Here is a 13,635-nt window from a genome sequence, read left to right on the forward strand (position 1 = left end):
CGGAGGGGAAAAATCATCCTTTTGTAATTATGGATTTACATGCATTTTTTTTCATTACATGGTATTTACAAATTTAATTTTTAAGTTGTTGCACTAATTATCGCATGATAAGAATTTTTTGTTTGTAAATATCCCCTCCTGTTTGTAATACTATAAAATATACTCCAACCGAAAGATTTGAATTTATTTGCAGAGAGTTAAGAATATTTCCTGCTTGAACATACACATTTTGACCTGATGAATTATAAATATATAATTCATAATCGGCATTGTTCATTGATTGTTCAAATGCAAGCACAAAATCCCCATTTGATGGGTTTGGATATAGCATTAATTCATTATTTGGTATTGATGCATTGAGTTCATTTTCGCCGAAATTGTTTTCTTCACCATCTTTGAGAGGTAATGTAGTGAAATTTACAACGGGGGTAAAGGGACCGCCAATTACTCCGCAAATTCCTTGAACTTTAATTTCATAAGTAGTATTCGGGAATAAATTTTTAATTACCTTTTGTACTGTTGATGCCGTTACTTTTTTCCAAACAGTTGTCCCAGTTGCGCGGTACCAGACCTTATATTTTGTTGCTCCTTCCACTGCGCCATACTTTGCTTTGGCTGATGTAGTGGTTATATTACTGATAGTTAAGTAAGAAGGCGCATTTACACATGCAGGGCAAAGTGTCTGAAAATTATATATACTTGAATAATCTCCACTATCCGTAGCACAAATTGCACGTATTTTAAAATCATAGAATGTGCATCCTGATAATAGAGAAATATCGAAGATTGCATCTGCATTTATTAATGTATCCCAGATAACGGAGGTTGTGGGTTTAAATAAAATTTCATATACCACTGCATCCGGTGAATCATCCCATGTTACATGAGCTGCGGATTCTGTGATGCCTGAAATTATAACGCCATTTATAATTATGGAAGAACACGGAATTATACAACCGGAAGTTTGTACAACTAAAGTATCACTCCATGCAGATGCCCCGCTTTCACAATTTTTCTGAATAAGAAATAAATAATCAGTGCAAGGTACCAATGATTCAAAATTGACTTCCGGATTTAAAAGTAAGGTATCATTCCAATCAGTATCGCCTGCACTTTTCCATTTTATGATATAATTAAAATCAAATTTATTACCTGTCCAACTTAAATAAATAGAATTGGAAAGAGCCGATGAAGTTAGTGATGGTATTGTTGTGCAGGATGAAGCAGCACTATTAAAATATAAAATTTCCAGTGTTTCCTCGTTATCATTAACTGATAATGCGCCTATCTCATCTATGCCATCGCCTGTAAAATCCGGCTCGAAAAATAATCGTCGCCCTAATTTCTGATGTTCTTTGGATGTGTCGGCTTCAATCAATTTAGAGGGCAATTTTACCCCCGTATAGCTCCCATAAAATATATAAATACCGCCTTCCGTATAAGTGTTATAATCATCAACTGATCCCGTATATCCCAATGCGCCAACTACAAGATCATCATAACCGTCATTATTAATGTCATTGGGTCCTGCAAAGGAACCTCCTAAATGAGCTTCCAATTGACCACCCTTAAAAACCCATTTATTATTATCAGAAATTCCGGAGCTGCTCCCATAATATAATCTTATCTGACCTTCGTAAGTAAAATTTTCCGGAGTAGAACGGTCTTTTATAAGTATATCATCAAACCCATCCGCATTTACATCACCGGCAGCATATGCGGGGTCACCAAGATATTCATTATCTACTGTGCCGATTATATTTGAAATTGGAGTTGTTGAAAGGCCGGATGCTGAACCTAAAAATAATTTAATTCCACCCCAACTATCAGGAGCCATATATAGATTATATGCATAAGTTGAAGTAACAACCAGATCATTATATCCGTCACCATTTACATCACCTGCATTTGCAATATCATAACCAAAATCTTCTTTCGATACAGACCCTTTTAAAATATTAGCCGGTGGGGTTTGATAACCATCTACAGTTCCTAAAAATACATAAACTGCACCCTGGCGTGAACCAATCTCATTATAAGAATCATCCCCAACTACCAGATCTTTAATTCCATCTCCATTAAAATCTTCAGCTATTATTTTTTTTCCAAAGGCTAAAACATTAGGATTATCAGTATAAGTAAAAATAGTTGGTGTTGTATTAATTCCAGTTGCATTACCATTATAAATATATACTGCTCCATTAACACCATAATCTTTTGAAGCTACAGCTACATCATCAAATCCATCATTATTGTAATCACCCAGATTTGCCACACCGGCACCTAAATGTTGGCTAAGTTCAATTCCAGTGACAATAGTAGAAGGCGTGGTTTCTATTCCTAAACCGGGACCATGATTCAAGTATATACCAAATCCTCCAGGAGCTTGATAATATCCGGGATAAGTTTGTGCTCCGATTACAACATCGTTGTAACCATTATTATCCAGATCAATATCCAATACCACATCTCTTTCATAATAAATAGAACTTTCATATAAAGTATGTTGAAGCATTACAGATGAGTCGGCAACATCATTAATATAATTAAGATTTGGAGATCCATAATATATAAATATACCTCCAGCGCCAGTAAAAGGCGCATTAAACCCGGGAATTCCAACAATATAATCATCAAATCCGTCCTGATTAAAATCAGCGTCTCCGGCTAATGACTTTCCATAACTGGTATAGGAATATTCATATAATCGATTTGCCCATGCAGCTCCGCTTTTTAATCCGGTAGCTGAACCAAAATATAATGCCGACCCCTCCGATCCTGTTCCACATTCAGGTGCGAACACTGATCCACTTAGTCCTGAAGAATACAGAAGATCCGAATATCCGTCACCATTAAAATCACCAGCATTAATAACGGTGGTGCCACTATGATTAAATAACCCTGTTTTGTTCCATGAAAGTACAGGGCCAGTAGGTCCTCCTAAATAATTTTTTACCATGCCCTTACACGAATTTGCCTCACCACCTTCACCGGGATTTCCTATTGTGAAGTCGGCAAACCCATCATTATTTACATCCATATCGCCAGCTATTGACCAACCCATACCTGCATGTTCGGTTTCGCCATAAAATGTATAGGAAGGAATGGTATCCGGAATTGTTGCCGTACCATAAAATAAATAGGCCGCTCCCTGATAATGCAATAAAGTATCTTCGTAATTATAATAAGGTGCACCAATAAAAAAGTCGTTAAACCCATCACCATTTATATCACCACCTTTACCAACTGATCGACCAGTACCACTGTATAAAATTCCGGTATATTTCCAAACCGGAATTGGATTTAAACCTGTTTCACTTCCATAATATAAATAACACCTACCTCGAGCTCCATCATATATTCCCGGATAATAATAAGAAGTGATAATTACATCTCCGTATCCATCACCATTTATATCGCCTAATCCATTTACATAAGATCCAAAATTTCCATTAAGATCATCTAGTGGTGGTAGTATTTCCAAAATGTTGTTGGAATCAATACCATAACTGCAACCATACATAATATAAGCGGCACCAGTTGCATTATAACCATACACTCCATCAGTATAATATTGATAAGGTGCTCCAGCAATTATATCTTCATATCCATCATCATTGATATCACCTGCGTTTGCAACTTTAGAACCAAGTCTTGAATCATTAATGCTTGATAATAATTTAAAATTTGGTTTTTCAGAAATCCCATATAGGTTTGTTAAATGAACAAATACTCCACCATCTCCCGTAATTCCTTTGTCGTAAAAAGGAGCACCTCCAATAACATCATCATATCCATCATCATTTACATCAGCTAAGGCAACGCTACTTCCAAACTGTGCGGATGCGTCATCTGAGTTAATAACGTTTAAAACCAGACTGCGAAACAATGGATCAATTATTAATGGGTAAACTGCATCGATATCCTCGATAATAAATTCAATTTTAATGTCATTGTTTTCGATATCAGAAATAATATTCGTTGAAAAACCAATTAAATTATTATTTGCATCCCAAACTTTGAAACCTGAATATTCAAAAACCTGATAATCATTTTTATCCGGCATAAAAAAATTAACTTGCTCGTTTGTGTTTTGAATTTCGAGATTAGTTTTTATGTTGATATGAAAAATAAGGGGTGAATTACCTTCAGGTTTTTTATTCAAAATATAATTAGTTCTTAATCCCTCCGGCTTTTTAAAATATTCTATTTCCAATAAATTTTCAAAATCGTATTTCACATATCCTTCATTTTTTATTGTAGGATATGAATGGTATTGGTTGATCAAATTCAGATTTCCTGTGCGGCCAAACTCGATCGCTTCAAGATTGAGATAGAGTTTTTCATCCTTTTGAAATTTTAGGTTAAATGCAGCCGGTTGAATTGAAACATCATACTTCGACTGTGCAATTAAGTCAGCAGAAAAAAATAGTGTTGAAATGGCAAAAAACACAAGCCCGGAAATGGTTAAGAATGGTCTCATAAGGTTTTTTTTGCAAATCTAGTGCATTTCACCCATTCTAGGATAGAATGGCTCCTCATTTAAGATAAACAAAGTCAGAATATTTGAACTTCTGAAACCCCTTAGGAATGGTATTGGTTGCGAATGTTTGATTTTTTATCCATAACTCAATTTCCGCTTTTAATTCCATATTGCACTTAAAATCAAAATCCATGTGAATATCAGTTCTTACGGTTGGAGACACCGAAACATCTTCACATTTACCCTCCTTATTGATCAATAATGTGTGAACGTATATTTGAATAACAGCACTATCCTCTTTATAATCACTTAGTTTTTTATTGAGGAGTTCAGCAAGACCCTGTGCTAAAGTTTTTCCGATTTGTAAATCGGGTAAAAGGTAACTTTCCGGATACTCAACCTTTTGATATTTCCGTTCGAGTGATTTTGGATTCCAAAATAATTTTTGATTTAATGTTTCAAATGCGTTTTGGTGATTTATAATTTCACCTGAAACAATATCAATTGTGATCAATTGATTGTCAGTGGTGATTAAATAAAGATTGGATCTCTCTTGAAAAATAGAATGCTGCGACATTTTTTTCATTAGTCTGTTTTTTATAGTTTCATTTGCGCTGTAATTCCAGGTGAAAGTACCTCTAAATTCGTTTACGATGTATGTAGAAGGATCAATTTGATGCGTCTTAAGGAATCCGATAAGCACCGTCAATTTCTTGCTATTTTTTATTTGTGAGTTCCATTTTATTTAATTTGACAGTCAAATAAATTTGTTGTTCCTCAAATTAAAGCATCCGTTTTTGTTCTCCACTTAATTTAATTGTTTTTTCAAGCCTTGATATTCTGGTCTTTTCCTGTTTCGCATTCATGATCCAATGAGTCATTACCTTTTTATATGATGGAGCTTGTTTATTAAAAAATTCCCAGGCAGTCTTATTCTTTTTGAATTGGTTTTCAAATTTTGAATCTAGAGTTCCCGGTATATTTTCGTATGAATAAATTCCGGATCTGTTTTCCAGCCTCCACTCAAAAGCCTTTTGTCCTTCCGGCATCATCAATCCGGCTTTAGTGAGTTCCTCAACTTTTTTGATATTGATCTCACTCCAGTTGCTATTCTTCCTTCGCGGGGTAAATCGGTTGCAGTAACTTTCTTTATCAACGGATCTTCTTACTCCATCTATCCAACCAAAGCACAGCGCCTGATCAACTGCTTCCGGCCAGGTTATAGAAGGTTTCCCCGTTCCAACTTTATAGAAACCAACGAATAACTCTGTTTCTTTTTTGTGATTTTTTTTTAACCACTTTCTGAAATCGGCAGGTGTTGGGAAAAATATTGGAGTCATTTTTATTTATTAATTTAAATTCCAATTTTGATTATAGGATTTTGTTTTTTGCAATTTTGATTACAAATATTTTGAAAAGTTACATTAGTAATAATATAAATTTGGATAACTTTCAAAATTCATGGAAATAAGAATGATTCAAAAAAATTAATTTTTCTTTGCATGTACCCAGTAATAACCACTATTGTTATGAAATACTGAACTCTTGTAATTTTTTGCATCAATAATGATGCGATCAAAATAAGTCCGATAATACCATACAAAAAATACTGCACCAAGTGTAGGTTCATCTACAAATGAATAATCAAGCCAAATTTCAGCTTTACGATCTGGTTTAAATCCTTTATACCCATAAGATTTTTCTGATTTCGACAATACATGATTCCCGCTTGCATCAAACAAATAATAGAATTCACCACCATAAACCGCCGTTCCGTTTTGAGTAAAAGCAGGCATATACCAAACAGAAATAGTAGAATCTTTGTTCCTTTGTATATAAGGGTTAAAATTCACATTTGCGCCATCTAGGTATTGTGAAAGAAGATCGCTGCCCTTAATTAACGATCTGCAAAACGAATTTGTAGTGAATGTATCTATTTCAATATGAATGCGTTTTATCCGGGCACTTGAATCAACTGTATAATGAAAAACTAAATCATATTGCCCATCTGTAAATTTTCCATATGCAGCATGCCATAAATCGTCTTGTTTAAAACAGAACCATTGAGGCCCCAGTTTTGCTTGCTCAGCTTCTGAAGAGGCAGAAACCTTGTCAGATGTCCACCATGCAATATTATCATATTCACATAACCAAAATACGGTATCCATTTTGCTGTTAAATCGGTTGATAAATTTATCAATTTCCAATTTACTCGTATCTTCTTGTGCTTGAAGATTACTGATTATTAAAAATAATAAAACTGCAATTATCGGATGTTTCATAATATGCTGATTAGCGTTTAACAGATTTCCGGATAGACAGCATAAAACTGTAAATCCATAATAAAATTACAAAAATTTATCTAATGGCAAATTATTTTGCGAATATCAATATCCGGTTATAATAACTGTCCTATTAAAGTTTATTTTGTACTGGTTTTTTTTGTCGGATATTGGAAGTATTTACTATTCAAATTATTATGATAGTAGGAGGTAAAAAGTTATTTTTAAATAGAAATACAAAATATATTAACCTTGAAATTATTTGTAAGGGCAGTTATCGTATTACAGTCATTCAATCTCCTCTTCTGTATTATCATTTGTTACTGCCTTGAAATTGTCAACAACCCATTGTTTCAATTCTGCATTTTTAAAGTCGAACCATTTTTGCCGGTAGTCCCCTGAGTTATCAATTACCCACTTAAATTCTCTGAAAGGTTTTCTTTTATTTAATGCCTTAAATAACTCAGATTTAAGTTCGTCGTTGCCTTCTAATTGATACGCGAAGTTTTCCATAATTTTAAAACTGTCGTTCGAATCCGGTTTGTCAATTTCGAAATAATCGTCAGGATTGTTATTTAATTTTTCGAGGTCTTCATCCTTTAGATCTTCATCAAAATCTGTATAGTCCTCATTATTAAGAATGAAAAGAAGTTCACCGGTATGTTTGTGCCAATAACTCCGAAATCCGCAGTCAAGCATTTCTGCTATTTCTTTAATTTGTTCTTCTGTTAGGGACGCCATACTAGGTATAATTAGTCTGAAGGCTAAATTATACATTATTTTTGGATTTCGCTTTTCATATCAAAAGTTATGGGTAAATTTTTGAGTCTATAATGTTCATCCAAAACGGATGCATTAATAAAATTCGTTTTTGACTCCGTAACTTGTCCATAAGCCTCATGTATATGCCCGCAAATATGAAACTTTGGGTTTATTTCCTGTACCTTTACTAATAGATCTTTGCAACCAACATTCTGCCCATCATTTGTTTTATCAAGTTTTCCAAAAACAGGTCCATGTGTGATCAATATGTCAATGTCTGCGGGAATTAAATCCCAATGTCTTTTAATTTGGTTACCCCGGGTTCGGTTAAAAGCCCAATCATAAAACCAGGGAGTAACGGGTGAACCCCAAATTTTTATATTTTCTATCGTTATACCGCTGTCGCACAAATAAATAATATTGTCGGGAATTATTTTCTTAAACTCTTCTTCGGATTTCCGCTCAAAATAAAAATCGTGATTGCCTGCAATGAATATTTTATATTTAAAGTCAAGGTTTGTAAACCATTCTAAAAATTCAATTACAGCACTTTCCTCACCGCGCCCACTTATATCTCCGGCATGGATAATTACGTCTCCTTGCGGGAGTTGTAATTTTTTATGCTGCCCGTGGGTGTCGGCGATTGTTATGAATTTCATTGTTGTTTGTATAGTAATGATTCTAAAGGTTTGGGCATTTATTATTTAAAATCATTAATATTGAAACTTCATTTATTTTTAACAACTGCTAATTCATTTTGCAGATTTTCAATTTTTTTCAATAAGTGAGCTATGGCATCTATTCCCTCAAGATTTATTTGAAGTTCAGTATGAAAATATATTAAACTTTCTAATGATTTTAAATGGTCTTCAATAATGTAAAAATCATTGCTTTCATCTATCAATTCTATGTGACCAAGCTCGTGAAGGGATTGAATGAAAGATACCTCCACATTAAAATGAGTACAAACCTGTTCGATATGAATTAACTTACTTTTTTTCATTGGTTCTTATTGTTTTTAATTTCGAAAACAATTCTTTTTCTTCTGTAGAAAGTTGGGTAGGTAGTTTAGTCTGATAAGTAATAAATAGATCTCCATAGGTATTTTCCTTTTTATATAGAGGGAAACCTTTTCCTTTTAACTTTACAGTTGTTCCTGGTTGGGTTTCCGGAGCCACTTTCAGTTTCACTTTTCCATCAAAAGTATTCACAACAATATCTCCTCCTAACAAAGCAGTATATAGATCTATTCCCTCATTTTTGTAAAGATTATTGCCTTCTCGTTTAAATTGCGAATCATTTTCAATTTTAAAGGTAATATACAAATCGCCATTTGGTCCCCCGTTAAAACCTGGTGAACCATGTCCTGAAATTTTTATAGTCTGTCCATTTTCAATGCCAGCAGGAATTGTAATTCGAATCTTTTTATTGTTTATGGTTAGTTCTTGTTTTTGGGTTTTATATACATCGGATAACTTGAAATGCAGTTCTGCATTTAAATCTTGGCCCCTGAATTTTGTTTGATTATATTGACTTTCTTGTCCCCCGAACATCGACTCAAAAAAGTCGGAAAAATTACCGGTATCATCATTTCGAAATTGCTGACCAGTATTCCGCCGGGATTGTTTCTGTTGTTTTTTTTCTGTCTCGAAAGCATCGGCGTGCTTCCAATCTTTACCATATTGATCATATTTCTTCCGATTTTCTGCATTACTTAAAACTTCATTGGCCTCATTTATTTCCTTAAATTTCTTTTCTGCCTCTTTGTTGTTTGGATTTAGGTCGGGGTGATACTTACGCGCGAGTTTTCGATACGCCTTTTTAATATCCTCCTGTGTGGCATTTTTATTTAGTTCTAATATTTTGTAATAATCTTTAAATTCCATTATTTATTTAATTAATTTATTATTCCCGACTAGTGTTTGATCTGTTTTTTAAAACACTAAGTTACTGCAAATGTTAGTATGTTGTTCCTATTTATTTTATTGTACAAGCATCTAAATATAAATGCCTTCCAATATTCCGAAACGTCCTGCAGTTGTCTTTTGTCAGGTCGTTACCGCATTTTAGTTTGTCATTAGTAAATGGGGTCAAAACGCACACTTTGATGTGATATTACTTTCCCAGTTTTTGCATCTATATTGACAATTTCACTTTCGCCATAATCATCATTAAGTTCATTCTTTTTAATCCATAGAGTTTGACTTACCTCCAAAGAAAATGTTTTTGTTTTTTTGTCATAATTTATTGTCGCTTTAAGCGTGTCAATAGCTGGCTTTAAGTTTTGTCGTTTAGCAATTGTTAACGCCTCGTCTCTGTTGGTTAGTTGGCAACTATCGTTAGTCCAATAAAAGTCAGGGATAAAGTCAAAGTTGGCCTTTAGTGTCGGTCGTAATAAACTATCAAGGACGAATGATGTATTGCCCTTTATAGAGTCATAAGCTGAACAAGTTGGATAAGGAATAATTACATTCCAACGTACATCTACTTTTACAAATTTGCCTTTTGTCTTTTTAAATCTATTTAATGTCTCCCAATGCGGTTTTCCAAAAATGTCTCTGTATTCATAATATGTGTTAGCATCATAAAAGCAATTATTTGAAAAAACAATGTCGCCAATGTAAGTAATTAAAATGCTATCTGATTTAGCTCTAATCTCCGCAGTCAAATATTTTTGTCCTCAGACTGTTGTCACTGTATAAAACGTCAAAAGAAAAAAAGTCAGTTGTTTCATAGTTGTTTGCAATTGCTTGTAACGTTCGTGTAGCAGATTTGCGATAGCGGGGAAGGTAATCGAAAATCTTTAATAAAAATACAAAATTTTAATTATTGAAAACTATTTTAAGGAGTGGTGGTATTTTCAGAACAATCGGACTTGTTGTATCAGCTATCGCCCTTCGTTCTCGCTACTATTTTTCTTCGTTTTATCAACTTATAAATTGGCACAAATACAAAAGCCTGTATGATAGTCATTAATGCAGCATACTCTAGCCATTCCACTAAAAGTTTCTGTTTGCCATGATTAGTATAGTGATGTATTGAGCCGACCTCACTAAAAAATTGGAAAATACCCCATCCAATAAGAAATACAGGGAATCCAACAATTAATGAGTTTACTACTTTAACGTCTACACCAATAATCCTCTTGTAGGTTTTGATAAAAAAATGGAATATGAAAAATAGCAAAATGAAATAAGTGAATATAGCCAAATAGCTAATGAGGTTTGCCAACAATATATTAAATGAAAGAGCAAGGCCACAAATGAGACCATATAGAATTATGAACTTTAGTGTTTTGTTGGTTTTAATTTTATTTTCGGTTGGCATAAATTTGAGCTAACATTGTGTCTTTTTCACCTGCAGATTACTAATCGTAAAAATTTTCCCAGTTATTAGGCGTAGGATCTGTTAGCTTAAAAATAGTTTTTTCTCTAGCGGTAAGTCCGCTATAATATTTATTAAACTGCAATAAATAATCAGCTCCTATCCTGGTTCGCCAAAACAAATCGTGTTTGTTATTGTGCGGGAACTTGTTCCAAGGTGTTTGATGTGTGTATTCAAGTGGTTTGAAATGTCCAAAATATTTTAGGAAATCTCGAACTTCCATAAGAACAAAACCGAGTAAATTAAGCCCGGGCCAAGCATAAATATTGTCAATATCCTTAATGTACTGAGAAAGTCCAATGCCCCATATATTGTCAACGGGACTTGCTTCAATTAATACTCTGTCACCTGTTTTTATTAAATAGTCAGCAAGTTTTGGATTTTGATTGAACTTGTGAATATTTCCAATCTTTACAATTTCAAATCGTTTGTTATTCCAGGTTTGTTCGTCAAAACCTAAAACTTGTCTGCCCAATTCTTTTGCTTCTCCGGGACTTTCAGCCGCCAAAATTTTTTCAAAGTTGGCCTTGTCGTCAAAGAGAAGTGCTTTTTGCGACATCATCCAATGCTCAGTAGTTTTATAAGTTCTGTTGTCAACTGTGAAGGGACTCTCAAACCATTGACTAAAACAAAATTTGCCGACATCAACATTCAATTTATTGGTATGTCCCCAAAAGTAAATATACTTCAAAGTGTCTCCTCTTTCAAAGCTGTCAATCAACCATTTTATGTTGTAGTGTTTTGTCAAGTTATAGATTTAATTTTGGATTGGGAGTGATGTAAAATAAAAGCCAATAATGCGCTACAGATTTGCAATTGAGGGGAAGGCAATCGAAAATCATTAATAAAAATACGAAGTTTTGGGTTACCGAAAATTATTCGGAGGTGGTCGTCGCCCCGATGGCGCAAATGTGCTGTTAGCAGTAGGCTGTTCAGATGGTTTAAAAATCATCCTTATTAAATGTCAAGTCGTTAATTGTTCTATTTTGTTCTGTTGAAAAGTAGCAATTTTTTCCGTTTTTATAAATTCCAAAGCATGAATTGTCGAGCCATTTACAATTCTTGGCATAATGATAATTGCTGTCAAACCAATACCAATTATTTTTTTCGAGAAGTACTTTTGTAATTGTCGAATCTCTTGTCTTTATTACTACAGATAATTTAGATTTTTCTTCGGTTTTTGCTAAAATTATTTGTCCTACGTGTTTTCTGTCTTTTGATTTTTTTTCGGGATAATGTTTTTCAAACTTAAAGTCGCTTTCGATAATATGTTTGTAGGCGGTATTAAAAGCAGATTTGTCCCAACTATAAATGTCTGCAATTTCTATAACTGTTGTATGTAAAATTTCTAGAATGTATTTATATTTTTCTTTTTTAGAAAGACTTAAATATTTATTTTCATCAATAACACTGCCGTAACTGCAAATTGAACCAAAGTAATTTGGTTTGGCCCAGTTGTTTGTAGCGCCAAGGTGAAAGCATATTCTTCCAGTCTTTGTAGGTTTAAAACCGTTTAAGCTATCGTGATAAAAGTCAGCGATGTAATTTACTTTTCGTCTAAAGTCCCAGTCTTGTGGGGCGTCCTTAATAACGGTTCCGTGGTAATAAATTGTTATGTCGTTAAGGGGTGCTCCCATGTCACGATTTGTTTTTTAAACTTACTGCTAACGTTTCGGGCTTTGCGAAGTGGCGGCATTCGAAGCGAAATCATTCATGATCACTAAAATCATCAAATGAAAATAAAAGTTTCAGGTTTACGATTCACCAAGCCATTTTGCAAAGCTTTTGTTAGCGGATGTGCTGACATGAGGTCGAATGTCCCAACCATCAGGTTCAATTTATAAATATTTTTTTTGTAAATTGTTTTTTGCCACCCATAATTTTCACAATATAATAGCCGAGTGAATAGTCCTCCAATGATACTTTATTTGTGGTTTCTATTAAAATATTGGTATAAATAATTTTACCATTTAAATCAGTGATGAACATTTCGTAATTATGCTTTAAAGTTTCTATATTAACAAACACGTCATTATTGAAACTATAAATATTTACACCTGCCAATGTATTCTCCATAATGTCAACCGTAATGGTATCACCGATTGTGTCACCTGCTAAAATTGCTACATCACATTTAGTTTCATACGCAAAATCCTTTATGATTAAAGTATCACCTTTACTTTTTACATCACAGCGAATCCATCCATAATGATTGCATCCTTTATCGTCGATAAATCGCACACCTATATAATGATCTATTTTTTGAGGATACCAAAAGCCTCTATCAATAATAGCTACACCATCTTCATTTAAGACCCTAGCTGCAAGCACCTGATAAAAATCATTTTGAAAATTTAATTCTTCATATACTAAATCATTAACTAAAAGAGCATAAGGGTAATATAAAGTAAATCCACCATATGAAGGATCAATTACTACACTTAATCCTGCAATGGCATTATTGGAAATTTGAGGGGATGCATGCATGTAAAAGAAGTACAAATACTCTTCACTCCAATAAGTATATCCGGTACCGGTAAATTTTAAGAATGCAAAATCATACGTTCCATTGTTATCCATGTCTAATCTAAAAACTTCAAGGTTGTCATTTACGACAGTATCCGGATCGATATTGGTGTAAACGGCTGCGGCATCAGCTTCCTTGAAAAAAAGGAAGCTGATTGCCATAGCTGAATATTGAACTAATTTATTCTCGGTTGCCAT

Annotated in this window: 12 protein-coding genes; all 12 read right to left on the bottom strand. The window is 33.7% G+C overall.

Features of this window, described 5'->3' with window-relative positions; translation table 11 throughout:
* Nucleotides 1–97: 97 nt before the first annotated feature.
* The 12 genes from IPI31_05305 to IPI31_05360 all read right to left on the bottom strand — a co-directional run bounded on the left by IPI31_05305 (nucleotide 98) and on the right by IPI31_05360 (nucleotide 13,635).
* Nucleotides 98–4,483 (bottom strand): FG-GAP repeat protein, encoded by a 4,386-nt coding sequence (locus tag IPI31_05305; GenBank protein ID MBK7567225.1) that lies wholly within the window; start codon nucleotides 4,481–4,483, stop codon nucleotides 98–100.
* Between the two features lie 55 nt (nucleotides 4,484–4,538).
* The gene (locus tag IPI31_05310; protein ID MBK7567226.1) at nucleotides 4,539–5,192 is read right to left on the bottom strand and encodes a hypothetical protein; all 654 of its coding nucleotides are present in this window, start codon (nucleotides 5,190–5,192) and stop codon (nucleotides 4,539–4,541) included.
* 73 nt (nucleotides 5,193–5,265) lie between these two features.
* Nucleotides 5,266–5,823 carry a YdeI/OmpD-associated family protein gene (locus IPI31_05315; protein MBK7567227.1) on the bottom strand — a complete coding sequence of 186 codons (558 nt, stop codon included), beginning with the start codon at nucleotides 5,821–5,823 and terminating at the stop codon, nucleotides 5,266–5,268.
* Nucleotides 5,824–5,970: 147 nt separating this feature from the next.
* On the bottom strand, nucleotides 5,971–6,765 hold the full coding sequence (locus tag IPI31_05320) for a hypothetical protein (protein ID MBK7567228.1): 795 nt from the start codon (nucleotides 6,763–6,765) through the stop codon (nucleotides 5,971–5,973).
* 288 nt (nucleotides 6,766–7,053) lie between these two features.
* Complete coding sequence (locus tag IPI31_05325) at nucleotides 7,054–7,506, bottom strand: hypothetical protein (protein ID MBK7567229.1); 453 nt, start codon at nucleotides 7,504–7,506, stop codon at nucleotides 7,054–7,056.
* Nucleotides 7,507–7,541: 35 nt separating this feature from the next.
* Nucleotides 7,542–8,186 carry a metallophosphatase domain-containing protein gene (locus IPI31_05330; protein MBK7567230.1) on the bottom strand — a complete coding sequence of 215 codons (645 nt, stop codon included), beginning with the start codon at nucleotides 8,184–8,186 and terminating at the stop codon, nucleotides 7,542–7,544.
* Between the two features lie 68 nt (nucleotides 8,187–8,254).
* A complete protein-coding gene (locus tag IPI31_05335) occupies nucleotides 8,255–8,530 on the bottom strand; it encodes a MerR family transcriptional regulator (protein MBK7567231.1) in 276 nt (91 codons plus the stop codon).
* Nucleotides 8,517–9,413: a J domain-containing protein gene (locus tag IPI31_05340; protein ID MBK7567232.1), complete on the bottom strand. Its 897-nt coding sequence runs from the start codon at nucleotides 9,411–9,413 to the stop codon at nucleotides 8,517–8,519. Before IPI31_05340 ends, IPI31_05335 begins: the two co-directional genes overlap by 14 nt.
* 191 nt (nucleotides 9,414–9,604) lie before the next feature.
* Nucleotides 9,605–10,195, bottom strand: coding sequence for a hypothetical protein (locus IPI31_05345; protein ID MBK7567233.1), 591 nt, complete (start codon nucleotides 10,193–10,195; stop codon nucleotides 9,605–9,607).
* 699 nt (nucleotides 10,196–10,894) lie between these two features.
* Complete coding sequence (locus IPI31_05350) at nucleotides 10,895–11,641, bottom strand: NADAR family protein (protein ID MBK7567234.1); 747 nt, start codon at nucleotides 11,639–11,641, stop codon at nucleotides 10,895–10,897.
* Nucleotides 11,642–11,852: 211 nt separating this feature from the next.
* On the bottom strand, nucleotides 11,853–12,548 hold the full coding sequence (locus IPI31_05355; GenBank protein ID MBK7567235.1) for a hypothetical protein: 696 nt from the start codon (nucleotides 12,546–12,548) through the stop codon (nucleotides 11,853–11,855).
* Nucleotides 12,549–12,744: 196 nt separating this feature from the next.
* Nucleotides 12,745–13,635, bottom strand: coding sequence for a T9SS type A sorting domain-containing protein (locus IPI31_05360; GenBank protein ID MBK7567236.1), 891 nt, complete (start codon nucleotides 13,633–13,635; stop codon nucleotides 12,745–12,747).

Source organism: Bacteroidota bacterium (assembly GCA_016706865.1).
Lineage (GTDB): Bacteria > Bacteroidota > Bacteroidia > Chitinophagales > BACL12 > UBA7236.